Here is a 22,589-nt window from a genome sequence, read left to right on the forward strand (position 1 = left end):
ACGGCGGCCCGGGAGGTTGAGGAGGAGACCGGGTATCGGCCCAAGGAGATCGAGCCGCTGATCACCTATCAGCCGATGGCGGGCATGGTGGATTCGGAGCACCTGCTGTTTCTCGCGCGCGGGGCCGAGTATGTCGGGGAGCCGACCGGGGAGATCGAGGCGGATCTGATCCGCCGGGTGCCGGTATACGAGATCCCGGAGATGATCGCCCGGGGCGACATTTGGACGTCGGGGACGTTGATCGGGGTGTATGCGGCTCGGGAGCGGCTCAGTTCAGGGCGCGCTTGACGGCGCGGGCGACCTCGTCGATGCGGCGGCGCTGTCGGCGGGAGCCGGTCATGGTCGCGAGTTGCTGGGCGCGGTGGATGTGGGGCTGGGCGGCTTGGGGTTCGCCTGCGGCCAGGAGCGCGTAGGCCAGGTCGCAGCGGGTTCCGGCTTCGGCGCGGTTGTAGGTGCCGTCCATGCCGGCGAGTGCGGAACGCAGCTCGTCGGCGGTGTGCGGGTCGCCGAAGTGGAGCAGGCAACTGCCGCGCCAGCGGGCCAGGTGGTGTGGGGGAGTGAGATGTAGGGCATCTCAGGGTCATGCCCAGCGTCGCCGAGAAGCGCGGCGGCCCGGTCGAGGGCGGTGCGGCAGGTGTGGCGGGGCAGGCCGGTCGCGATGCCGGTTGGGGTGTCACAACGGGTGCGAGCTGGCGACCTGGTCTGGATCACCTCGCTCACCCAGAGTCGGTATCGGGTTCGACAGTCGCCTTGGCTGGTCGGTCATCTTGGCCGGGTGTTGTTCGTCCCGACTTAGGGCGTGTGGGGCGAGGTTGAGTTGCTCGCCGAGGATCTGCCGTACGGGCGGCGCAGGGAGTGGCAGTTGCACGTCGGTGGGCTTCGGGTGCTCTACGCCCAGGACGTTGAGCAGGTTCGGCCTGCGCGGCCTCCTCGGGCGGGTGACCGCCCCGGGGATCGTCGGCGGTCTTCACAGCCATGCGCGTGCCTGGGCGCATGAGCGCGGGCTTGTGTCGCAGCGTGGGACGGACGTGCGGCTGTTGCGTGAGGGTTCGTACGCCCTGGTGGAGTTCGACGACCCGCCGTCGACGCTGCTTGGCGTACAGCGCTGGCGTCTCCACGTCGATGACCTGCGGATCGAACCGGTTGAGCCCCGCAGCGACGTCGGCGGACCGGTGCCAGGCGCCGGGTTGGCGGCGGGTACGCGGCACGCGATCATCCCGGCCGCTCCGATGATCGCCCGGTGCGGGGCTTCGGTGCGGCCGGTGCTGGTCGATGGCTGGTCACCGCCGTTCAGCCCGGCCCTTGAGCATGCCTGCCCCGACTGCGCGGAAAGGTACTGCTGACCTGACACCTTCGCCGGTTCCGCTAGTCTGCGCTCGCGGATTCGGGCGTACCGATCGAGGACATCTCGCGGTTGGTGGGGCACGCCAATACGGTGGCGACCGAGACGGTCTGCCGTCACCCGATCAGGCCCGTCCTGCTCCTCCTGGAGCAGAGGCGATGGACGTCATCTTCCCCGCCGTCGAAGAGTCGTAGTCACTCAGTTTGTCACCCGCACCCCCGCTGAAGGGTCACCGGCGGGGGTGTTTTTGCAGGTGGACCTCCTGTCCGCTTATTCGAACCGGCATGACCAGATCGAAGGCATGGAGGATGTTCTGTGCCGGATCGCTGCCAACGACCAGTCCGGCTTGCCGGGGCAACTCCCACCAGGTCAGCCGAGCCGTTCGCGCAGCGTCGCGGATCGGCTCAGCCCGGCCGACATCGAAAGCCTGGTCACTCGCTACCGCTCCGGCGTGAAGCTCAAGCGCCTAGCTGACGACTACGGCATCAGTATCAGCACCGTGAAGCGCGTACTTCGCAAGCACGGCGCGCGCCGCCGCCCGATTCGTGGGGAGGTGGGCCCGGAGGACGCCGTATGACGTCCGCCCCTCGCAACATCACCTTGATTGGCGACGTGCGGAAGCGCCTTGCGGAGCTTCCGCCGTCGTCTGTCGATACGGTCATCACCAGCCCGCCGTACTTCGGCGTCCGCGACTACGGCCACGACCAGCAGCTTGGAGCCGAGCCCAGCGTTGACGACTGGGTGGCCGAGCTGCGCGAGGTCTGCCGGGAGATCGCCCGCGTCCTGCGCCCGACCGGCTCCCTCTGGCTCAACCTCGGCGACGGCTACTCACGCCGCCCGAGCGAAGGGGCCAACGCCAAGAGCCTACTGCTTGGCCCGGCGCGGGTCGCCCTGGCGCTGGTGGCGGACGGCTGGATACTCCGCAACCAGATCATCTGGGCCAAGTCCAACCCCATGCCGTCGTCAGTCGGCGACCGCCTGACCACCACGCACGAGGTCATCTACTTCTTCACCCGCTCCCGCTCCTACTTCTTCGACCTCGACGCCATCCGGCAGCCGCTCGTCACCACCCGCCGCCAGTCCACCCGCGACCCGTCACGGGCGTACCCGCCCCCAGGTGCCGGCGCGGTCAGCCGCGACGGCTGGAAGCTCAACGACAACCAGGGCCTCAGCCGCATGAAGGCGTCCGGCCTTGCTGGTCATCCCCTCGGCAAGAACCCCGGCGATGTATGGACGCTGCCGACCGCCGGATTCCGGGGTGGACACTTCGCCGCTTTCCCACTGACCCTGGCCGAACGGCCGCTCCTCGCCACCTGCCCCGAACGGGTCTGTTCGTCATGCGGTCGTGCATGGCAACGCGAGTTGGAGCGCCGACACGGGCGGCTGCTTGCGGTAGGCCAGCTTCAACCTGCCTGCAAGTGCGGAGCCGAAGGCGTCCCCGGCCTAGTGCTCGACCCCTTCATGGGCACCGGCACCACGGCGCTGGCCGCCGAGAAGCACGGCCGGGACTGGCTCGGTATCGAGCTGAACCCGACATACGCCCAGATGGCCGACCAGCGCATAGCCGAACAGCGCGCCAAGACTGCGCGCGTCCGGCCTCCGTCGCGCGAGCCCGAAGGCCTCGCCGCGTGAGGCCATGACACCCCTCGTCGGTGTCATGCGGCCGTTGTCGTCATCCCAAAGCAGGATGGCCGGTCGCACCCACACCGAGGAGGTGACTCCGCAATGACGGAGCCACGCAACAGCGGCGTGAAGACGTTGGGCATCAAGGTGCCCGACTCGCTGCACGCCCAGTTCACCCTGGTCGCTCAGCTCGACGGCATCTCCCTCGGAGATGCGGCCCTGCGGGCCGTTGAGCTGTACGTCGAGACCAAGCGGTCGGAGCCCGACTTCGCCGCGCGGGCTCAGGCCGCGCTTGAGGAGATCGAGCGCGAAGCCGCCGCGCGGCGCGGCGCGATCCAGGGCCTGTTTGGTGAAGCTGCCTCGGCAGCAGAGCCCGCAGCCGCCGACACGACCGAGAGGCGTGGACGGCGTAGGGGTGAGCAGAGCTAATCACTCAGCTCCCCCGAAGCGGGAACGGAGCGGCGGCCCTCATCGGCTGCCCTCCGTTCCCGTTCAACACTCACGAACTCGTCACTAAAATGAACGAACTTCAGCGTTCCGACGCTCCCACTATATCGGCAACGCCGTACGCGCCAAGTGCCAATAGTTTATCCAACAGGTCCAAGATATTCGATCGGCCTGCGTGCGACATCGCCTGTGCATAACCTCGAACCAGAAGCTCTCCGACGTGCCGAGCGTCCGCCGCAGCCCCAGTTCTAATGTCGCCCGAGTCGGCGCCATACAGCTCGATGAAGCGCCCAGAGCACATCAGCACCAAGTCATCCACTCGATCCGGTGCATGCTCCAAAGTTATGAGTAGCTGCGAAAGTGCATGAGGGAAGGAATCGGATGAGATGAGATGACTTAGTGGTTCCTTGAACGGCCGGAGACGCTCTCCCCTTAACGCAGCTGCAACCTCGGCAGCAGCCTTACGCACTTCTTCTTCGGAATCCGACATGAACTCATGTAGACTACGTTGCGCAACTGCCGCGTCTGACGTATTCGACAAGCGGTGAGCGCAAACTCCCGCCGCCCCTTTTCGCAGGGCAGCATCGTTAGAACTGAGCACATGGTCGAGGAGATCTGTTATACCCCATTGCATAGCTGCCAGCGCAGCCAACCGACCTCCGACTTGCCGCGTCTCAGGCTCTTGCGAATCAATCATTCGTTCAATCACAGGTTTAGCGACATCCGAGCTCTCATATCCAAGGAACGCGATCAGCCGCGCCACGGTATGTGTCGCCAAAAGCACATCATCTGCCTCAACAAGTAGCCTGAAAGCATTGAGCGCTTGCGGACGTGCATGGCGCATGCTGGCGTGTATGAGGTGCGCCACGCAAGAGCGCACCGCAACAGACGGATCAGTCGCTAGACGATCCAGAACAGGAAGGACCAGCGCGGTTCGAGAACCGTCTGCGTCGTAGATAAGAAGATCCCCCAGCACTTCAGCGGCGCTTCCGCGTGCCGAATTCATCCCGGAAGTGTAGAGGTCGCGCCCTACTGTATTCTCGCGCCCAGATCGCTCAATGATCAGACTATCATCCTCTGGATTGTTAGCGTTGGCTGCGCGGTCAACCACCATCTCTACAAGATCAAGTGGCACAACCTTGAGGTACTTGCGGAGCGCCCATCCCAGCCATCGGTCGTTTGCATCTTGCCCAAGGGATGCAATATGTCGGATGGCTTCGAAAACAGGACTCGGTTCAGAAAGTGCCTCAGCTTCGGAGAACCCGAGAAGGACAGCATCGCCGTAGGCTGGATGAGTACCTGCTGTAAACCGAAGCGCGAGCCGCGCAAACCGTAGAGGGTCGTTTACGACATGCTCCTTTAGAACATTCGATAGCTCTTGCGCACCGCCCGTAAAGGTATTCCAGTCTGTCTTTTCTGCATTGTGCTTGGCCATCGCGCCTAGCCACTGGTCATCGGTCATGCGTACAGCGGCTTCCCGTGGTATCGGCGAACCTATGAAACCTCCTGTTACACCCTCTGGCTCTGGAGGCTGTTCCATGTTCGCCAGCCTCCGCAGCTCGCCGAGTCGGCGTCGGCCAACTTCCGAGAGTCGCGACTCGTCCATTGCCGACAGCAGGTTGAACATGTACCAGCCAGGGCGCTGTTTCTCCCACGAAAACCGAAGAGCCAGGATGGCCGCTTCAAGCTGCCGGAACGACTCGTCGGTTACGAACTGGCTTGTGGCTTGGATGACTTGGCGGGCCGCCCACACCGAGTTCGATGTGTAGCCGCTCATGAACCGGTGATTTCCTTCAAGAATGAGATCCAATGCCCACTGTGCGAAGACCTCGCCAGCTTCCTGTATCCCCTGGTACAAGAGCCATTGCGCAGCCTCATGAGGATCAGCAGCAAGCGTTTCTAGGATTGATCGAGCCGCAAAAGGATCACGCCTCACCACCAGACGTATGGCCGAGGCGGCACCAATCAATATCGCGTCTTCAAGTTCGTGAGGATCGCCCTCCGGATAACGTAGATGGAAATGCCTATCCAGCAAAGGTCGCTCATGACTACTTTCATATGCCGTAGCGGCCATGACACGAAGCATGTACGGTAGGAGAAGGTCGCAGAAGAGCTGGGGAGCTTCAGTAGCCCCAAGCTGGACTAGCTTGATAGCGCTGTGGTCTCTGTCTAGGAGTGCGGCTACTTTTCCATTACTATTCAGCTGCATGGCTCCGGGGCGATCAACAAGATATGCGGCTATCAACTCGACTGCCCATGCTGGCTGATGCTCACCCAGATCGTGAGCCGATAGCCACAGCTCGTGTTCGGCGGTATCATATTGGCCCCTCCGGACGGCATCGAGAAGCAGCTCGAATAGTGGCCGGCTTTTGTGGATGTCGGCAAACCGCACTACCCATTGCAGCCAACTTGGATATGCACCTATGGCAACGTGTGGCCGCAGGAGGTCAGCCATGCGCCCCGGATCATATTTGGCCCCGCTCGACATCACTTCCAGGGCACGTCCTTGCGCAGCTTCGTCCGCACCTGCGAGCCATTCTTGTATCATGCCCTCAGCATCGAGGCGCTTGAACCATCCCACTGTTCGAAGTGAGCGCCACAATCGCTCTACGAAGACAGGACGCGCCTCCAGGATGCGGGCCACCATCTCCCATTCCCGTGCGGAAGGATCGTCCAACGCGCTTAGCAGCGCAAGCGCTACGTCCTTGATGTGGTAGCGAATATCTGGGCTCGTAAGTAGCGCCTCGACCTCGGTCACGAAGCGATCGGGCTCAAGCTCGCGCAGATGATTCATGATCTGTCGGACTTGCGCGCGCCGGAAAAGCTCTTGCTCACCACTCGTCAAGAAATCGACTAGCGACTCGTTGCGTTCGATCCAGCCTCGCGCAAAAGCGTAGTCAAAGAAAGTCTCATGAAAGAAGGCTACCTGCTGGCCATCGCGAACTAGTACATGCTCTGAGACCAGTACTCCCGCATCGACTGAGAGGTCATCAACATCAAGGACGGTGATTGGGACCGACAGTCGTTGCCGTGAACTAACAGCCTGGGCAAGAGTTGAGATAACTTTGTTAAACCGAACTGACTCACGCCTTTGAGTGCACTCAGCCAGCTTACGCTGCCAGAAAGCATCGAACAAATTCTTTGTCGTCTGGAACGAAAGGGCTTCAGTATCGTCCGCGATAGTCTTTAGCAGGACGAGATGCAACGGGATACGAAGGATTTTTCGCTGCTGGTCACTGAGGGCCGATGCATCCAACCCCATGTCAGTGACAGCTTCGGCGACTTGCGCATCGGAGAGTTCTGAAACCTCAACACGTGTACAGCTCTTATCGCTGACAAGCTCGCGGATGCGATAGTCATTCTCAACATCGAACTTGCGGCATGCGAGGACGATCCGCATTTCTGGGAAAGCAGAGGCTTCGCGCACCAGGTTGGCTACGGTGTCAAAGTTTCTTGGCATCCGACCCGACGCCAAACTGACAGCATCCAGCTGATCCACAATAAGGACACAAGGACGGTCTCCTGCCACCGTGGCGAGTGCCGTGACAGGCGAGGTATTCAAACCCACTCTACTTCCCAGCTCAGTGGTGGATGTGAACGCGTCAAGCCGATCGAGTCGAAAGCCCAAGGTCGGTATCCCACTAGCTTCAAGAGACTTGAATACCTGATACAAGACAGCAGTTTTGCCGCCACCCGCAGTACCCATCAAAAGCAAGAAGCGAGCCGAATCACCAATTAGATCAGAGAGTCGGTCAGCTTCATGGCGGGCTATAGCCGGCTGGAGGAGTTCACGCTCGATACTCGCGGCCCACCCAGCAGTAGCCGAGTTGACTTGATCAGCAACTACGCTTCCTCGACAATTGCTGATTCGACGTAGTCCATATTCATGGATCTTCGATTCGATGGACGGGGCGTCAAGGCGAACTCCGAGGTTGTTGAGTATCAGATCGCCCAGACCCGCTGCCGCGAGAACCCCCGTCGAACCCTCCAACTGTTGCTCCGCAAGGGTCGAGTTCATTTGGACGATGTCGCGTTCATCTGGCCATTTAATCCAAAACCCCCGCAAGACCTTCCAGGCCGTTTCTGGCGCTCCAAGAACGTCAGAGGCGCAGAGATCGTCGAAAGCCTCGCGAAGTCCCTTACTCGTGAGCCAATCATTAACTAGGGCGGCCGCGCTTTCGGCGCGTCTGGCGCGGTCCGCAAGACTTTGGAGTGTTATCGCAGGTAGGATCGAGATGAAATGGAACTCTCTCCCAGCTTCGACATGGTGCCGAGCGTTTCCCCAGATACCCTTATCCTGGAGTGACTTCACTGTCCAGCTATTCGCGTTTCCATTTTGACGCTTCAGCTGATGCACCTCGACGATAGAACCCCGACGATATGTAAACTCAACCCCTTGGGCTATATCACCAACATCTTCGACAGTGACTGACTCCGCCTTGCCCGCGAGCACATAGAGCAGGTGCCGGATAGTCCAGGCCCCCTCGTAGCGATTACCGAATTTATCGGCCTCCCCCCCTGATCGCGGACTCACGACACTCTCCTAGATTCTATTGACAGACTTACAGTAGACCTCATGGGTAATGCTATTTCTTTGACCTGCCTCTATTCTGAACGAGCGAGCAGCAATGTCAACCCGAGGGAATCGCCGAAAACTACGTTCGGTAAGACATCACAGGCGACTCTCCATAGTTGTCAGAACCGGAATCGCCTCAATCTTCTCCCGGCTCAAACTGTCCCAGTAGAGACCGCTCGGCCGACGCGGCGGCCCGCACTCAATAACCTCATCCGGCGTCACGATCAGATCAACGCTGAAGTCATGCTTGGTCTCGGGCAGCTCGTCGTCAATCACCTGCAATGAGTGCACGGTCGTCACGATGGTCGTGCTCGGCCCGATCAACCCGGCCTCTTGCAGTAGCGCTACCTCGATGTCCGAGTAACCCGCACCCTTGCCCAGCCGCACCCCACGCCGATTGACAGCCACGCTGCCGCAGACGATGAGGTCTACGGGGCGCATCTCGTCTACGCCGATCTTCCGCGCCACGCTGGCCGCGACCTTGCTCGATGCGGCCTCGCTCGGCGGCACGGCCAGCGTCGCCGGGTCGAGCAGGTAGAACGGCAGGGCTTCGGCCAGCTTGGGCACGGCCATGTAGACCAGCTTGCCCTCAGTAAGTGCTCGCGCCCGGACGGGGAGCTGTGCCTTGTCCGGTACGGCCTTCACGACTCGGGCCGACTGCCAGACGGGTAGCTCGGCCAGGCGGTCAGCGGCGGCCTCAGCCCCGTAGAAGGCGGGGATACGCCCGTGCACGCCGGGCGGTACGGCACGCTCGCGCTCCAGGAGTGCCCATACCCGTTCCCTGACTGCCTGCTTGGCCTGGTCGGTGTCCACTACTTCGCTCCCTATGCCGCTGCCATCAGGGTGAGCAGGCGGTCGTACACGTCCTGGACGACCGGCACCTGTCGCCAGGGCCGCAGTTCTCGGCCTGCCCCAAAGACGATGTTCAACCCGCCGCCACCCCACGTCATCTCTACCACGTCGATGGCACTGTGCAGCGCGGCTGCGGCCTCGTCGAGCTTCTGCTGACGGATGCGGGCCAGCGCCAGGTTGCCAAGCACGATCGCTTGGGACTTCGACCGATCACCGAGGGTCTGCGCCGTCCTCTCAAGGATCGGCTCGGCCCGCTTGGCGTCCTTCAGGAACAGGTAGCAGGACCCGGCGAGCCGGCCGTGCTGGGTGGGCGAGAACAGATCAGCCGCCCCGTCCGCGGCCCCGATCCGTTCGAAGTGGCCTTCGGCTTCACCGAGCGCTTGTTCGCAGTCCTGCCGCCGTCCCAACATGGCCCATGCTTCGGCGGCATGAAGCACGGCAAGGCCGGTCAGTACGTGGCTGCTGCCCTTGGCCGTCTCGGCTGTCTGCATCGCCAGCGTCAGTCCGGCGTCCGGGTTCTTCTCGCCGTAGAGCGCCACGAAGCTGGTCCGCAGCAGGGCCAGTCCTTCAGCCGTCACGTCCCGGAGCTGCCGGGCGGCGTTGACTGCCTGGTCAAGGTAGGTGCGAGCGGTGGCATGGTCCCGGCGCTGCGAGGCGTCCCAGACGAGCTGCCCCATGAGAGTGGCTGCCTCGGCTTCGACCGCGAACAACTCCCGGCGGACACGGCTCGTAGCCGCGTGCGCCCGCAGGAAGGACACCTGACCAAGGCACTGCCCGGCATCGGCCAGTAGGGACGTTGACGGCGCTCTGTCGTATCGCTCGTCCAGGTCGTGTACGCGCTCCCGCAGCCGCGCAACGGCCACCAGGTCCACGCTGCGCGGGTGCTCCAGGGCGTAAGTCAACCGCTCATCCGCCAGCGCTTCGGGCTCACCAGCCTCAGCCAGCAGCTCATCAAGCTGCTCGATGGACACCTGAAGGACCCGCGCCAGCTTCGGGCGCAACCACGGCAGCGGCTCTGTCTCGCCGGATTCCCAGCGGGCCACGGTGGAGCGGTCGATGCCGAGCCGTTCGGCAAGTCCTTCTTGGCTGAAGCCGACAGCCTTGCGGCGCTGCGCGAAGCGCTGCCGCCGTGACGCCATGTCCCGCCCTTCCCGTTGCGTGTCCGAAGCGCGTTCCCGCTGGTCAGGGCATCGCGTGCCACAACTCTGAGACAACGGTGCGCGCGTCCTGCTCTGGTGCGGATACCACTACTCCCGGTTACGTGCAGGGTACGACGCCCGGATGCCGAGCAGCAACGGAGGAAGCGGTAATGGAACGGACCAGACCAACCGCTTTCGAGAAATCCGATTCGCTCGCCATTTCCGATAACGCAGCGGGCGTGACCCTGCGGCGCAACCAGCCGCTCACGAACTGGGCCGGACCGGCGATGCTGCCCCCGACGCCGTCGCCGGTCTGGCCCTCCAAGCCCGTGGAGGCGAACATGCGCCCACTGGCGCTCGGCTATTTTCGCGTCTCGTCCGGCACGCCCGACGAGCAGGTTAAGCAGTTCCGAGCTGACATTGCGGCCTATGCCGAGCGGGAAGGCTTCACGCTTGCCGAGGTCTACTGGGATCACTACGAGTCGCAGACCTCCGGCTTTTCAGCGCTGGTCGATGCGCTGGAGCATGGCGACGCCCGAAGCGTCATCGTCCCGGCGCTCTATCACTTTGCACGCTCGCCCGGCATCCAGTTGTCCTTCAAGGAAATGCTGGAGCGCAAGACTGGCGCGTGCGTCGTGGTCATGTATCCGAGCCCAGAGGTGCCGGTATGACTGCCGTAGCCGAGAGACCGGCCCCAGCCATGACGCAACAAGCATCCCGCCAGGTACGCGCTGCGGATCGCATGACGTTCGCCGCGTTACTAACGGCGGTCGGCTGTGCACGACTGTTCGTGAAGTACACGCTGCACAACTGGCGGCTTGAGCGCGAACACATCGAAACCGTCGAGCTGCTTGCTTCCGAGCTGGTCACGAACGCCGTTAAATCAACCGGCATAGCTGACCCGCACCCGGCCTACACCATGCTCAACCACCTGACGCTTATTCATGTCCGGCTCCTGCTGTTCGACGGCAGCGTGGTGCTGGAAGTCTGGGATATCGACCCCACGCCGCCTGTCATGCAGGAACAGACGCTTGATGCCGAAGGCGGACGCGGCCTGTTCCTTGTGGAATCAATGAGTCGCCGCTGGAACTACTGCCACCCAAAAAGTGGTGGCAAAGTGGTGTGGTGCGAAATCGGCACCCAGCAACGACTCACCGAGGACGACACCGCCGAATTTCCCCGAGTCTTGCCGCGCCGGAAACGCTACACCGGCCCCTTCCATCCTACTGAGGTCATGAACGACCCCGAATTGCTGCGCCGGGTGATCGAAGGCTTGCACGCGCTCGACAACAACGATGAACCGAAGGGGGACTGATGCTTGTTTCCTTCGAGGGCCAGGACGGAGCTGGGAAAACTGCGCTTCTCATGGCCGTGCACGATGCACTCACGGCTGACGGTATTGCTTCCGTCGTGGTCGAGGAGTTCTCGGGCAGCCCTTACGGCCAGCGGCTCGTTGAGGCAGTCGCCCGTGACAAGTTCCTGCGGCCAATACAGGGCGAGGCAGCGACGTTCCGAACGCGAGCCCTGGAAGTTGTGGCCGACCTCTACTACCAGGACGAGCGCGAGATAGGGCCAGCGCTGGAGCACGGCAGCATCGTACTCAAGGATCGTCACCTGGACACCATCCTCTACACGCTCACACCAACGCTGGTCGCAGCTGGCGCGGTCAGGGACGAGAGTCGGGCGTTGACCTGGCTCAGCGTCCTGTGCAGCGAACTCCGTTACCGGCCCAATCTGACCGTGTACGTGGACACGCCCCTCACGGTGCGCCTGGAACGCATACGACAGCGCCAGCGTCATTTGCGCGAAGCCCGCGCCAATGAGGTCAGCAGTGAGGACCTTGCGGTGTTCTCGGCCCGAGACGGGATTACTCGGCAGCTCATAAGCGAAGAGCCCGCCCGCTTTCTCGTGCTCGACAACTCCAGCCGACCGATAGAAGAAGGGGCGAGAAACATCATTGAGGCTATCCGTACTCGGCTGGCCCCGTTACGGAAGGGGCAACGGTGACATGACGGCGCTGCCAGTATCCGAGCCAATACCGCTCGTCAGGCTAAGCAATTGCAGGAAAGGGCGACGGCAAGTGAAACTGCGTGCTGGCGTGGTCGGCCTTGGCAAACAAGCGCTCGAAGATCATATCCCAGGGCTGCAATCGTCCGATGGTGCCGAACTGGTCGCCATCTGCGATGAAGACCACGAGATCGTGCGTGAGCATCAGTATCAGTTGCGCGTGAACGGTTACACCGACTTTCACGAGATGTTCCGGAGTGAACAGCTCGATCTTGTGATTGTCACCGTACCGCACCACATCGGCCGGGCGGTCATCGAGGCGGCAGCCGAACACCGGGTGCATGTTCTCAAAGAAAAGCCGTTCTCTACCACCTTGAGCGAAGCGCAAGAGCTCGCCAAGAAGTGCGAGGAGTCCGGCATTCAGCTCATGGTCACGCTGCAACGGCGCTTCAATCCCATCTACACCAGCTTCACGCAGCTTGCCGACCAGATCGGCACGCCTTTTGTGGTGGACGCCCAATACACGCTGCACATCGCTGATCCATCCGAGGGGTGGCGCGGCGACACCGCCAAAGCAGGCGGGGGCTGCATCATCGACATGGGCTATCACCTGATCGACATGATCCTGTGGTACTTCGGCCTACCGGATCGCGTGTTGGCGGACCTGTCAGTTGAGGCTCGGCCGGATCGGGAGTACGACGCCGAAGACACCGCGCTCATCCACTTCGGCTACGACAGCGGCCTGTACGGCTCGTTGCTGCTGTCGCGCTTTATCGGCCCGAAGACCGAGCAAATCCGGCTGGTCGGCAGCCGTGGCATCGTCCACCTGGAACGTGGCCGTATCCGGCGCCTGACCAATGGCGGGGAAGCCGTTGAGGCGCTATCGCGTGAGCAGTCGTGGCCGTCCGCTGCCACCTCGCAAATCGACTACTTCTGCCGCGTCATCGAAGGCTTGCGGCCCAACGTCAGCGGCCCGAGAGAGAACTTGGCGCACATGAGCTTCATCGCCGCTTGCTACGAGTCCGCGAAGACCCACGTCTACATCAACCCCAAGGAGATGCTGTGAACTCACCTCTGGCGCTGCTCGGCGGCGAGCCGGTCATCACGTACACCGGGCCGCACTTCAGTTGGCCTCCACTGGACGAGAAGACCACGGTGGCCGTTGTGGACCAGCTCCACCGGGGCATCTCGATCTACGACCGCTCGGGCGTCATCGAGCGCCTGGAGGACGAGCTGTGCGAGTACCACGGTGTCACGCACGCCGTGCTCACCAGCTCGGGCACGGCGGCGCTGCACTCGATGTATGCGGCCTGCGGCCTCGGCCCCGGTGATGAGGTCATCGTGCCCGCCTACACCTTCTTCGCCACCGTGACGCCGCTGCTGCACCTCGGCTCGACGCCGGTACTGGCCGACTGCGACGAGTCCGGCAACCTCGACCCCAAGGACCTGGCGCAGCGCATCACCGAGCGGACGAAAGCTGTCGTCGTGACCCACATGTGGGGCGTGCCGGCAGCGATGCCGGAGCTGAAGGCCATCGCCGACGAGCACGGCTTGATGTTGCTGGAGGACGCCTCACACGCCCACGGCGCGAACATCGACGGACAACGGGTCGGCACCTTCGGGCGGGCGGCGGCCTTCAGTATGAACGGCCCCAAGCCGCTCTCGGCCGGAGAAGGCGGCTTCGTCTTGACCGACGACGATGAGGTCTACTACCGCGTGCTGCTGCACGGCCAGTACAACAAGCGCTGCCGGAACGAGCTGCCGCGCGACCACGCACTGTACGACTACGCCGTGACCGGCATGGGACTCAAGTTCCGCATTCACCCTTTGGCAGCCGCCATTGCGCTTGACCAGCTCGACCGACTCGACCACTACCTGACCGGACGTGCCGGCACCGCGGCCTACCTCTGTGAGCGGCTGTCCGAGCTACCCGGGGTCATCGTGCCCGAGCTGCCGTTGGGCGTGCGCGCCTCCTGGTACGGCCTGCCGCTCCAGTACGCCACCAACGAGCTGGACGGCCTGCCTGTCGAGCGCTTCCACGAGGCGTTGCTGGCTGAAGGCTGCCGCGAAGTAGACCGGCCGGGCTCGACCTGTCCGCTCAGCCTGCTGCCCCTGTTCCAGCGACCAGAAACGCTATTCCCCGGATATGCAAACACGCTGAGCTATTCACCCGGCGACTTTCCGAACGCGGAGGCCATTCACCGCAATACTCTCAAGCTTCCCGTCTGGCACCGTGAGGAGGATAGGCCGCTGGCCGATAGCTACATCGACGCATTCCGCAAAGTGACTGACAATTACCGCGACCTGCTAGGATAAGGAATATGGAACTCGCTGCTCTCCTCGAAAACCTCAACGCCGAAGCCGAACACGACGGCGTGCAGCAACTCGTCGTGGGCGCGGTCGTGCAGCACGACGGAAAAGTACTGCTGCTCCAGCGCCCCGAAGACGACTTCATGGGCGGTATCTTCGAGCTGCCCAGCGGCAAGGTCGAAGCGGGCGAAGCGCTCGACACCGCCCTAATTCGAGAGGTCAAAGAAGAAAGCGGCCTGGACGTGGCCGCCATTCGTGACTACCTGGGCAGCTTCGACTACACGTCCGGCAGCGGCAAGAAGAGCCGTCAGTTCAACTTCGCGGTGGACGTGACTGCGCCCGAGCCCATCGAACTGCAAGAGCACGACGCCTACGCCTGGACCGTGCTCACCGACGAGCCACCCGTGACGGACGCCGTGAAGGATGTGCTGAGCAAGTACCGGGAGGTCCGGGGCGTGTAGCTCCGATCACCGCAGCACAAGAACACCCCACGGCATAATCGTGGGGTGTTCTTGTGTCCTCCAGCTCATTGCGGCAGGTTCCGCACTAATTCCCTTAACGCTTCCCAGCTTGCACTGCTGTCTCTGTGTTGCTCGGGTAGCTCAAGCTCTCCCGCAAGATAGAGGACTTCCATATAGGGGTCATCGTCAGCGAGAGTTGCGGCTAGGTTGGTCGCCAGCAAGCCCGCAATCTCGTAAGCAATCTGTTCGCCCTGTTCGGGATGCTGCTCTTGAGCTTTAAGTTGCTCCATTAGATACTCGTGAAGCAGTTGCTTCCGGTTTGCAAGCGGCTCACGCTCATCAAGCCGTTCAAAGATGTTCTCGTGTGTCATAGCTACGAATAATTATACGCCAATCGTTGAAGGTGGTGGACAGTTTTTGTTTCATCGCTTAGGGCAGCGATATGGCAGTCATGTCCAGGACTGCCATATTCGTTGTTGCCGGTCACTCAGGCGTCAGCGGTTGTCCTCGTAGGCATCGTCTTCGTAGACGTCCCCCTCGACGTCACGCACGTACGGATACGTGACATTGCCGAAGGCATCCCGCTGCTCGACCACGTGGCCGTGCTGATCACCGTCACCGGGACCGTTGAAGAGAATGTCGGTCTTGCTGGGGTCATTCCGCTTCGGCTTGGTGACGAATGCCGTAGCGTTAGGGGTTCCGCCGGAACCACTCCCGCTGTTTCGCCTCCGCCTCCTCGCAGTGTTGTCCCGGCACTTGTGTCCGGCCACACCACAGTTCCAGCATGGTCTCTTGCCCATCCGGGCGTCACCCTCTCAGCTTCACGGCTGCGATAGTTGCAGCGCCGACATAGAAAGGGCAGCAAGACTCGCGCACTTGTCAACGGCTGGCGCGCCGAGAACAATTGCGCTACAGATGCGTCTTGCAAGTCCGTATCTGTTCTCGGCTGCCCGGCGAGGATTATGAACTAGGTTGCCTATTATTGCAAGCAGTAGCGTTTTCCAAACAGGTACACAAAGAGGTTGAAATAGCCGTCAGACTCGTGCAAAGATCATTGACTAATTGCAACAATTATGCTTAAATATGTGAGGCGTTTCGCCATTCCTCACTCCTGTTCACTATCCCTCTCGCCTGTGCCGTAACCCCTGTTGTGGCTCGTGCGAGGGTGGATGGTCTGCCCAGGAAGTGAGAACAGTGGAAAATGGACGCCGACAAGTCATGGCTGTCTGAGTTCACGGTCACACCACACGTCGCTCACGCCGTTGAGGTACTGCGCGCGGCTATTCCGCGTCGTGGAGACCTTCAGCCCGGCGACGAGGGCATCACGGTCACCCGTAACGAGTACGGGGGCCTGACAGCCGAGTCGTCGCGGGTGGTGGATGCGCTCCAAGGTAGGCAGGAGTTCGAAGACTTCACGCTTACCGAGGAACAGGCCGACGCTGCCAAGTTCCTGCTGGACACGATCGCGTACTACTACGCGCTCATCGAGCAGAACTACGAGGAGCCGGACGATGAGGCCATCAAGGCGTACTCGACGGCGGCAGTGAGGCAAGGCGTAGAACCGCCTGACGGCCTTCTGGCTGCCGAGAACCGCCTCGTCGAAGACGTGATGCGCAAGCTCAACATGCACTTCGAGGTGCACAGCCTGGACGGCGACAGCCTCAGCATCTACAGCTGACTGCGCCGCGCGGGCCCTCCCGCCTATCCGCCCGCCGACCCGGAGAAAGAATAGGTCGGCAAGCAACCTGACTTCTGGAGCGCTTTTGGCGTTCAAGGAGCGAGGTTGCTACGCAGCTCAACTCCTCAAGCTGTCGCGCCAATCCTTTGGCATTCCAGCCTCCTTCAATCTCCTTCGAAGCTGCTCGTTGCCATCAGCGAGTCGTTCAATGATGCGTTCGTCAAACTTCTCAAAGCTGCTCCAGCTATATTGCGAATACCCTCGAATCTCAGCCGCAATCTCACGCACAACGAGCCTGAAGTCTTTAACCAGTGCCTCACGTCGTTCCATCGTGCGCTCGACGTTCTTGCGCCGATCCTCCAGTTCCATATGAGCCTGAATCATGGCCCAGTACAGGCGCTCTAGCTCCTTCTCGCGCTCAGCATTTCCGTAACAAAGCTGAGCGTACTCCCTCAAGACATCACGGGTTACGCGCGCGTGGCCGTTCTCAGCGCCACTAATAGTGCTTGAACTGAAAGGCATCTCCCGGGTGCTGAGACCCTGATACTCACGCAGCGTGCGGAGATAGCGCCCAAGCGCCGCGTGCGCATCGGATTTCGGCGGCTTGCTCGACTTACGCGGCACGAGTCACCTCCGTTGCCATCCTTCGCTTGCTCGGCAGGTGCTCGCTGTTAGACGAGCACATCGACGCTACCTCAGGTTATGGGCACCAGGCCGCGACGTGAAGCGGCCCGACAAGGAGGTGCCCCATGACCCAACTCAACCCCTACGGCAGTGACCCGCCATCCCTGCTCACCCCCGGCGGCCGGGCTCTGGCCCGCGACCTCCAGCGCACGCGCCGAGAGGCAGCCGTGGCGCTGGCGCAGGGTGACGGACTGGCCGAGTTCACCGCCGCCGCCATGAACAACACGGCGGCGCTCGACCGTCACCGGCGACTGCTGGCCCGTGGCGACGACTTCCTCAACAACCTGCTCGCCGAGGAAGAAGTCGGCTTCGTGCTGGCCGCCATGACCATCCAGCGCGGCATGTACCGCCAGTACTGAGGCGGCGGACATGGACCTCATCGCGCTGCTCGTGCTCGCCCTCGTCCTCTGTGGCCTGCTCATCTGGGTGTTCGTCACCTACTGGGCCTGGATCGTGCCGCTTGCCGTCCTCGGCGTCGCTCTGCGCCTCGCCTGGATGTGGCTCCGGCACTGGCTCGCCATGCGGCAAATCCGAGTGCAAACGGCTCATGCCAAACAGCAACTCGACGCCGCGTACCGCAGGTCACAGGCACGCATGGAGCAGCTCGCCCGCGAACACCACATCCGAAAGGGGATCACCAAATGACCGTTACCGACTACTACCTGCTGCTCGCCATCCACGGCGCGACGCTGGCGCTGCTCACCGTGCCGCCGTTCGTCGCGTTCTTCCGGGCCTGCGTCGCTGAGAGCCGCGCCATCCAGGCCGCCCTGAAGCGCCACGCCCAGCGCGAGCAGGCCGACAACCTCCCGGTTCCGGCGGTGCCACCGCCCGACTTCGAAAGCGGTGATCCAGCATGAACGAACTCACCCAGATCACGGCCGACCAGCTCACCACGCTGTACTCGCTCAGCATCGCCATGTTGGTGGTGGTCGTGCTGCGGCTCGTCGGCAAGGTAGTGCTCGCTTGCCTGGAGCGGAGCGAGCCCGAGCTGACCCCCGAGGAGCGCGACGCCCGGCGCGTTGCCCGAGCCAGAGCGACGCACAAATGAGCCGCTACCGCCCGGCTCGGGCATCCCAGCGGCGGCGTTACCAGTCGCTCATGAAGAACTGGCGGCGGCTGCGCCAGGCCGACCCCGAGCAGCCGCAGAAGTGCCGGCACCAGAGGCGGCGGCTCCTCGAAGAGCTGCACGCCCTCGACATGGAGGCCAACTCCCAGGAGTGGGCGTGCCGGAGGTGAACAACGGGCCGGGCGCTCCGACCGAGCGCCCGGCCACGCCGAGCCAGTACCGCACCATCCTCGCCGATCCTCCTTGGAGGACGAACCAGGTTGGCAAGTATGGCGCGATCCGCCATTACCCGCTCATGTCGCTGGACCAGATCTGCGCCCTGCGCGTGGACCGACTGGCGGCCAACAATGCCCACCTGTGGTTGTGGGTGACCAACTCGAATATCTACGAGGGAATCGCGGTCATGGAGGCGTGGGGCTTCTCCTACCGGAGTTGCCTGACGTGGATCAAGCCCTACTTTCGGCTCGGTAACTACCTGCGCAACCAGACCGAGCACCTGCTCTTCGGGATTCGGGGCCGCACGCCGATCCAATTCCGCTCACAGGGCACATGGTTTTACGCGCCTGTCCAGGAACACAGCCACAAGCCGGAAGAACAGTACGCGATTATCGAGCGCTGCTCGCCAGGGCCGTATCTCGAACTGTTCGCCCGACGTCCGCGCCCTGGTTGGGACCTGTGGGGCAACGAAGTTACCTGCGACGTGGCGCTGTAAGCAAAGGAGGTTGACCAATGGACTCGGGCATGTTCGGCAAGGCGCTCGGACGAGTGTTGGGCGCGCTGGTGCTCGTGCTCCTGGTGGCTGGGGTGGCGCGGGCAGCGTACATGCTGCTCGCGCCCCTCGTCCCGGCGCTGGTGACGCTGGTTGTTTTGGGCGTCATTTTCTGGGTCGTATTCAGGGGCATTCGCAGATAGCAAAGTTGCTGTTGTGTATTCCGCAGCTCGATAAGGCTTGACGTTCCGATTTCGGAACGGCATAAGAAAAGTAGGAGGTGTTTGTCGTGGAGAACGCAACTCCATTCCTGAACACACATCAAGCCGAAAGGGGTTCGTATGGCCAAAGAAAGGAATATCCGCGTATACGGCGTGCAGCGCGAAGACATCGACATCGACCTGATGACGCAGATCGTGATGCAGATGGGCCGCCAGCTCGCCCAGGAGACGATGACAGACGAGGTCACGCCGGTTGAGGGCGGCGACAGTGAGACCGAGGCGGCCCCGTGACGGCCGCCTTCTTGCTCACTGGCGGCCTGGCCGTGCTGGGGCTCATCCTTGCAAGTCGGGCGTGGGATGCCTGGTTGTGGCGTCGGTTCTTGGTGGCGTATCGGCTTCGCGTCCCGAGCGGTGCCACGGTGGATGACGTCGCGCGCTGGCTGGGAACTGTGGCTACAGGCCGGTACACGCCCGCCTGGGCGTTGTTGCCCTCGTCGCCGTTGGTCATCGAACTCGACGCCAGCAAGGCCGGGATTGAGTACCACGTGCTCGTTGCGAAGTCGTCGCAGGCGTCCTTGCTGGCTGGTATTCGCGCGGCGTTGCCTGGTGCTCGGCTCGAAGAAGCGCCGGATTATCTGCGTCGCAGAGAGTCTTTCATGGTGGCCGCTGAATTCTGGCTCACCAGTCAGCGCCGCCCGCTTGCCACAGACCGGGCGGGCGTCGCCTCGACCGCTGTTCTCGCCACCCTTCAGCCGCTTCACGGGCGCGAGCGGATTCGCCTGCAATGGATCGTGACCGGGGCAAGCACGCCTGCGCCGATTCGTGAGGGCACTGCCGAAGAAGTACGTGCGGCTCGCCAGAAGCAGGCCGAACCCATGCTCCGCGTGGTCGGTCGTCTGGGAGTCGTCGCCCCGCGCCGGGATCGGGCGTGGAGTTTGTTCGGCCGGGTTCGCTCGGCGCTGCGCAGCCTCAACGCCCCCGGCGTCCAGATCAGTCGCCGCCTCGTTCCTTCCGGTATTGCTGCCACTCGCTTGCAGGGGTTCGCCCTCCCGCTGACCCGTTGGCCGCTGCCGCTCAACGTCCGGGAAGCGGCGGGGCTGTTCGGCCTGGTCTCGGACGTGCCGTTGCCGGGCATGGCCCGAGGCAGCGCGCGGCAGTTGCCGCCCTCTCCGAACCAGCCCAGCAGTGGGCTCGTGGTGGCGACCTCGAACTATCCCGGCATGAGCCGGTCGCTGGGCTTGCATGATGAGGACCGCTTGCGGCACACGTGGATGGTCGGGCCGACCGGCACGGGCAAGTCCACGCTCATCGCCAACATGGCCATACAGGACATCCGGGCCGGCCGGGGAACGGTGGTCGTTGATCCTAAAGGCGACCTCGTAGCCGACATTCTCGACCGCATCCCGGACGAACGAGCTGACAGTGTGATCGTGCTCGACCCGTCCGCGGTGGGCCATCCAGTCGGCTTCAACCCGCTGCGTACCTCGGGCGGCGAGCTGGCCCGTGAGCTGGCGATGGATCACCTCGTGCACGTCTTCGCCTCGATCTGGCGAGCGAACTGGGGGCCGCGTACCGCCGACGTATTGCGAAACGGCTTCCTCACCCTGATGAACACCCGAGCCCCGGACGGCTCGGCCTTCACCCTGGTCGAGCTGGAACCGCTGTTGCTCGACCCCTCGTTCCGGCGCTTCGTCCTGGCACAGTCCCCCGTCCCGAACGCCGTCCGGCCGTTCTGGACCCGGTACGAAGCCATGAGCGACGCCGAACGAGCACAGGTCATCGCCCCCAGCCTCAACAAGCTCAACGCCCTGACCACGGCGACCAGTACCCGGCTGCTGCTCGGCCAGAGTGAGGGCATCGACCTCGGGGCCGTCTTCCGCGAGCGCAAAACCTTGCTCGTGTCGCTGGCCAAGGGCGCGGTCGGCATCGAGACGGCGCAGTTGCTTGGCGCGTTGCTGGTGGCTTCGCTGTGGCAAGCCACGCTCGCCCGCGTGGCCACCTCGGCCAGTCAGCGGCGGCCGGTGTTCCTCTACCTGGACGAGTTTCAAGACGTGCTCAAGTTGCCGCTCGACATCGCCGACATGTTGGCCCAAGCACGCGGGCTCGGCGTTGGTCTGGTGCTGGCACATCAGCATCTTGGGCAGCTGCCCGACGCTGTGAAGACCGCCGTGCTCGGCACCGCCCGGACGCAACTTGCCTTCCAACTTGACCATGACGACGGCCGTGCACTGGAACGCCGCTTCGCCCCACTCACGGCGGCCGACCTCATGGGCCTGAAGGCCTACGAGATCGCCATGCGCCCCAGCATCGGCGGCGCCACGCAGAGCCCAGTTACCGGGCGCACGCTCGCGCTGCCCGAGCCCGAACGTGACGGCGCGGCTCTGGCTGAACACAGCCGTATCCGCTACGGCATGGCACGAGCTGACGTCGAGGCGGCTTTGCAAGCCCGGCTGAACTCCGGCACCTCGGGCACGCCTGGCCGACGTGCCCGGCGGCAAGGCGGTACGTCATGAGCCGTTCTGTTCGCCGTTCTCGTCGCGTCGAGCGCGGCCCGGCATCCTCGCTGCATAAGCACTATGTCGGGGGCGGTAACGACGGCGAAACTCCTGCTGCTCTCACGAGCAGCAGGAGACAACGGGTACGCGCTGAGTATGTCGCCCTGGTGGCGGAGGGGCTGAGCGAGCGGGACCGCGCCATCGTGGAGACGATCAAGCGGCTGCGGGTCGTCACCGGAGCACAGCTCGAACGGCTGCACTTCGCTGATCTCGCCGAGTCGTCGCGTCCGGTCATGCGTCGCCGGGTACTCGCTCGACTGGTGCGGCTCCGCCTGCTGGTCACGCTCAAGCGGCGCATCGGTGGCGTGCGGGCAGGATCGGCCGGGCTGGTCTACGCCCTCGACACAGCCGGGCAACGACTCACGACCAACGCCGCCTCCGGCAAGCCGGCCCGGCGTCCCTGGACACCTTCGGCCCGCTTCCTGGGTCACCGCCTCGCCACCAGCGAACTGTACGTCCGGCTCCGCGAAGCTGAGCGGAGCGGCCGGATTGAGGTGCTGCGCTTCCTGGCCGAACCCGACTCCTGGCAGCAGACCGCGACTCTCGGCCTCCTCAAGCCCGACGCCTACACCCTCGTTGCCAGCGCCACAGTGGAGGACGCCTGGTGGATCGAGGTGGACCAGGGCACCGAGAGCCTGACCACCCTCGCGGGCAAGCTCCGCATCTACCTCGATGCTGCTCAGGCCGGGCACCTCGGACCCGATGACGTCTTCCCGCGCGTACTGGTGGCCGTGGTCGATGAGGCCCGGCGTGATGCCGTTGACAGTCTCATTGCCCGACTGCCCGCACCGGCCTCATCGCTGTTGCGTGTCGAGACCCAGGACGCCGCCGTACCGTTCATGCTCGCCGTCCTCCACGAACAGGACGAAGCCGATGCCCAGTAGCGTCCGCGGTACGCGCGACTGGTGGGTCCTCCTCG

28 protein-coding genes are annotated in these 22,589 nt (G+C 63.2%); 22 read left to right on the forward strand and 6 right to left on the reverse strand.

Annotated features, from left to right (window positions below):
• Nucleotides 1-288 (forward strand): NUDIX domain-containing protein (locus tag AB0K60_RS32305; protein ID WP_364063836.1); only part of this gene is annotated, 288 nt, incomplete at its 5' end.
• Here AB0K60_RS32305 and AB0K60_RS32310 read toward each other — a convergent pair.
• Entirely contained in the window at nucleotides 269-463 is a 195-nt protein-coding gene (locus AB0K60_RS32310) for a hypothetical protein (RefSeq protein ID WP_364063839.1), read from the reverse strand. The two genes, AB0K60_RS32305 and AB0K60_RS32310, sit on opposite strands and share 20 nt — an antisense overlap.
• 439 nt (nucleotides 464-902) lie before the next feature.
• Between AB0K60_RS32310 and AB0K60_RS32315 the strand changes: the two genes are divergently transcribed.
• The 4 genes from AB0K60_RS32315 (at nucleotide 903) to AB0K60_RS32330 (ending at nucleotide 3,394) form a co-directional block, all read left to right on the forward strand.
• Nucleotides 903-1,343, forward strand: coding sequence for a hypothetical protein (locus tag AB0K60_RS32315; protein WP_364063841.1), 441 nt, complete (start codon nucleotides 903-905; stop codon nucleotides 1,341-1,343).
• Nucleotides 1,344-1,583: 240 nt separating this feature from the next.
• A complete protein-coding gene (locus tag AB0K60_RS32320) occupies nucleotides 1,584-1,919 on the forward strand; it encodes a helix-turn-helix domain-containing protein (protein WP_364063844.1) in 336 nt (111 codons plus the stop codon).
• Nucleotides 1,916-2,974: a site-specific DNA-methyltransferase gene (locus AB0K60_RS32325; RefSeq protein ID WP_364063847.1), complete on the forward strand. Its 1,059-nt coding sequence runs from the start codon at nucleotides 1,916-1,918 to the stop codon at nucleotides 2,972-2,974. The genes AB0K60_RS32320 and AB0K60_RS32325 overlap by 4 nt, the downstream gene beginning before the upstream one ends.
• A 93-nt stretch (nucleotides 2,975-3,067) precedes the next feature.
• Nucleotides 3,068-3,394 (forward strand): hypothetical protein, encoded by a 327-nt coding sequence (locus tag AB0K60_RS32330; RefSeq protein WP_364063850.1) that lies wholly within the window; start codon nucleotides 3,068-3,070, stop codon nucleotides 3,392-3,394.
• 100 nt (nucleotides 3,395-3,494) lie between these two features.
• Here the strand turns inward: AB0K60_RS32330 and AB0K60_RS32335 are convergent, their stop codons facing one another.
• The 3 genes from AB0K60_RS32335 to AB0K60_RS32345 all read right to left on the reverse strand — a co-directional run bounded on the left by AB0K60_RS32335 (nucleotide 3,495) and on the right by AB0K60_RS32345 (nucleotide 9,979).
• Nucleotides 3,495-7,946, reverse strand: a complete 4,452-nt coding sequence (locus AB0K60_RS32335) for a hypothetical protein (protein ID WP_364063852.1) — start codon at nucleotides 7,944-7,946, stop codon at nucleotides 3,495-3,497.
• Nucleotides 7,947-8,084: 138 nt separating this feature from the next.
• The gene (locus tag AB0K60_RS32340) at nucleotides 8,085-8,801 is read right to left on the reverse strand and encodes a 5-formyltetrahydrofolate cyclo-ligase (protein ID WP_364063854.1); all 717 of its coding nucleotides are present in this window, start codon (nucleotides 8,799-8,801) and stop codon (nucleotides 8,085-8,087) included.
• Between the two features lie 11 nt (nucleotides 8,802-8,812).
• Entirely contained in the window at nucleotides 8,813-9,979 is a 1,167-nt protein-coding gene (locus AB0K60_RS32345; RefSeq protein ID WP_364063857.1) for a helix-turn-helix transcriptional regulator, read from the reverse strand.
• A 170-nt stretch (nucleotides 9,980-10,149) separates the two neighbouring features.
• On the opposite strand from AB0K60_RS32345, the gene AB0K60_RS32350 reads away from it, so the two are divergent.
• The 6 genes from AB0K60_RS32350 (at nucleotide 10,150) to AB0K60_RS32375 (ending at nucleotide 14,757) form a co-directional block, all read left to right on the forward strand.
• Entirely contained in the window at nucleotides 10,150-10,650 is a 501-nt protein-coding gene (locus AB0K60_RS32350) for a recombinase family protein (RefSeq protein WP_364063860.1), read from the forward strand.
• Between the two features lie 71 nt (nucleotides 10,651-10,721).
• Nucleotides 10,722-11,294 carry an ATP-binding protein gene (locus tag AB0K60_RS32355; protein ID WP_364063863.1) on the forward strand — a complete coding sequence of 191 codons (573 nt, stop codon included), beginning with the start codon at nucleotides 10,722-10,724 and terminating at the stop codon, nucleotides 11,292-11,294.
• Nucleotides 11,294-11,986 carry a dTMP kinase gene (locus AB0K60_RS32360; protein WP_364063865.1) on the forward strand — a complete coding sequence of 231 codons (693 nt, stop codon included), beginning with the start codon at nucleotides 11,294-11,296 and terminating at the stop codon, nucleotides 11,984-11,986. The genes AB0K60_RS32355 and AB0K60_RS32360 overlap by 1 nt, the downstream gene beginning before the upstream one ends.
• Nucleotides 11,987-12,059: 73 nt before the next feature.
• A complete protein-coding gene (locus AB0K60_RS32365) occupies nucleotides 12,060-13,052 on the forward strand; it encodes a Gfo/Idh/MocA family oxidoreductase (RefSeq protein ID WP_364063868.1) in 993 nt (330 codons plus the stop codon).
• A complete protein-coding gene (locus tag AB0K60_RS32370; RefSeq protein ID WP_364063870.1) occupies nucleotides 13,049-14,302 on the forward strand; it encodes a DegT/DnrJ/EryC1/StrS family aminotransferase in 1,254 nt (417 codons plus the stop codon). The genes AB0K60_RS32365 and AB0K60_RS32370 overlap by 4 nt, the downstream gene beginning before the upstream one ends.
• A gap of 5 nt (nucleotides 14,303-14,307) precedes the next feature.
• Nucleotides 14,308-14,757 carry an NUDIX domain-containing protein gene (locus tag AB0K60_RS32375; RefSeq protein WP_364063872.1) on the forward strand — a complete coding sequence of 150 codons (450 nt, stop codon included), beginning with the start codon at nucleotides 14,308-14,310 and terminating at the stop codon, nucleotides 14,755-14,757.
• Nucleotides 14,758-14,822: 65 nt separating this feature from the next.
• On the opposite strand, the gene AB0K60_RS32380 is transcribed toward AB0K60_RS32375, so the two are convergent.
• Nucleotides 14,823-15,128, reverse strand: coding sequence for a hypothetical protein (locus AB0K60_RS32380; RefSeq protein WP_364063874.1), 306 nt, complete (start codon nucleotides 15,126-15,128; stop codon nucleotides 14,823-14,825).
• A gap of 830 nt (nucleotides 15,129-15,958) precedes the next feature.
• On the opposite strand from AB0K60_RS32380, the gene AB0K60_RS32385 reads away from it, so the two are divergent.
• Nucleotides 15,959-16,435, forward strand: a complete 477-nt coding sequence (locus tag AB0K60_RS32385; protein WP_364063877.1) for a hypothetical protein — start codon at nucleotides 15,959-15,961, stop codon at nucleotides 16,433-16,435.
• A 117-nt stretch (nucleotides 16,436-16,552) separates the two neighbouring features.
• Here the strand turns inward: AB0K60_RS32385 and AB0K60_RS32390 are convergent, their stop codons facing one another.
• A complete protein-coding gene (locus AB0K60_RS32390; RefSeq protein ID WP_364063879.1) occupies nucleotides 16,553-17,059 on the reverse strand; it encodes a helix-turn-helix transcriptional regulator in 507 nt (168 codons plus the stop codon).
• 125 nt (nucleotides 17,060-17,184) lie between these two features.
• Here AB0K60_RS32390 and AB0K60_RS32395 point away from each other — a divergent pair, with 125 nt between their 5' ends.
• The 10 genes from AB0K60_RS32395 to AB0K60_RS32440 all read left to right on the forward strand — a co-directional run bounded on the left by AB0K60_RS32395 (nucleotide 17,185) and on the right by AB0K60_RS32440 (nucleotide 22,554).
• Entirely contained in the window at nucleotides 17,185-17,478 is a 294-nt protein-coding gene (locus AB0K60_RS32395) for a hypothetical protein (RefSeq protein ID WP_364063881.1), read from the forward strand.
• Nucleotides 17,479-17,488: 10 nt separating this feature from the next.
• The gene (locus AB0K60_RS32400) at nucleotides 17,489-17,764 is read left to right on the forward strand and encodes a hypothetical protein (protein ID WP_364063883.1); all 276 of its coding nucleotides are present in this window, start codon (nucleotides 17,489-17,491) and stop codon (nucleotides 17,762-17,764) included.
• The gene (locus tag AB0K60_RS32405; RefSeq protein WP_364063886.1) at nucleotides 17,761-17,976 is read left to right on the forward strand and encodes a hypothetical protein; all 216 of its coding nucleotides are present in this window, start codon (nucleotides 17,761-17,763) and stop codon (nucleotides 17,974-17,976) included. Before AB0K60_RS32400 ends, AB0K60_RS32405 begins: the two co-directional genes overlap by 4 nt.
• Nucleotides 17,973-18,167: a hypothetical protein gene (locus AB0K60_RS32410; RefSeq protein ID WP_364063888.1), complete on the forward strand. Its 195-nt coding sequence runs from the start codon at nucleotides 17,973-17,975 to the stop codon at nucleotides 18,165-18,167. The genes AB0K60_RS32405 and AB0K60_RS32410 overlap by 4 nt, the downstream gene beginning before the upstream one ends.
• Nucleotides 18,164-18,355 carry a hypothetical protein gene (locus AB0K60_RS32415; RefSeq protein WP_364063891.1) on the forward strand — a complete coding sequence of 64 codons (192 nt, stop codon included), beginning with the start codon at nucleotides 18,164-18,166 and terminating at the stop codon, nucleotides 18,353-18,355. Before AB0K60_RS32410 ends, AB0K60_RS32415 begins: the two co-directional genes overlap by 4 nt.
• The gene (locus AB0K60_RS32420) at nucleotides 18,343-18,897 is read left to right on the forward strand and encodes an MT-A70 family methyltransferase (protein ID WP_364063894.1); all 555 of its coding nucleotides are present in this window, start codon (nucleotides 18,343-18,345) and stop codon (nucleotides 18,895-18,897) included. Before AB0K60_RS32415 ends, AB0K60_RS32420 begins: the two co-directional genes overlap by 13 nt.
• Before the next feature lie 17 nt (nucleotides 18,898-18,914).
• The gene (locus tag AB0K60_RS32425) at nucleotides 18,915-19,097 is read left to right on the forward strand and encodes a hypothetical protein (protein WP_364063896.1); all 183 of its coding nucleotides are present in this window, start codon (nucleotides 18,915-18,917) and stop codon (nucleotides 19,095-19,097) included.
• Nucleotides 19,098-19,235: 138 nt separating this feature from the next.
• Complete coding sequence (locus AB0K60_RS32430) at nucleotides 19,236-19,406, forward strand: hypothetical protein (protein WP_364063899.1); 171 nt, start codon at nucleotides 19,236-19,238, stop codon at nucleotides 19,404-19,406.
• The gene (locus AB0K60_RS32435) at nucleotides 19,403-21,628 is read left to right on the forward strand and encodes a type IV secretion system DNA-binding domain-containing protein (protein ID WP_364063901.1); all 2,226 of its coding nucleotides are present in this window, start codon (nucleotides 19,403-19,405) and stop codon (nucleotides 21,626-21,628) included. The genes AB0K60_RS32430 and AB0K60_RS32435 overlap by 4 nt, the downstream gene beginning before the upstream one ends.
• Complete coding sequence (locus AB0K60_RS32440; RefSeq protein ID WP_364063904.1) at nucleotides 21,625-22,554, forward strand: replication-relaxation family protein; 930 nt, start codon at nucleotides 21,625-21,627, stop codon at nucleotides 22,552-22,554. The genes AB0K60_RS32435 and AB0K60_RS32440 overlap by 4 nt, the downstream gene beginning before the upstream one ends.
• Nucleotides 22,555-22,589 lie beyond the last annotated feature (35 nt).

This window comes from Thermopolyspora sp. NPDC052614 (assembly GCF_040678635.1).
Classification (GTDB): Bacteria; Actinomycetota; Actinomycetes; order Streptosporangiales; family Streptosporangiaceae; genus Thermopolyspora.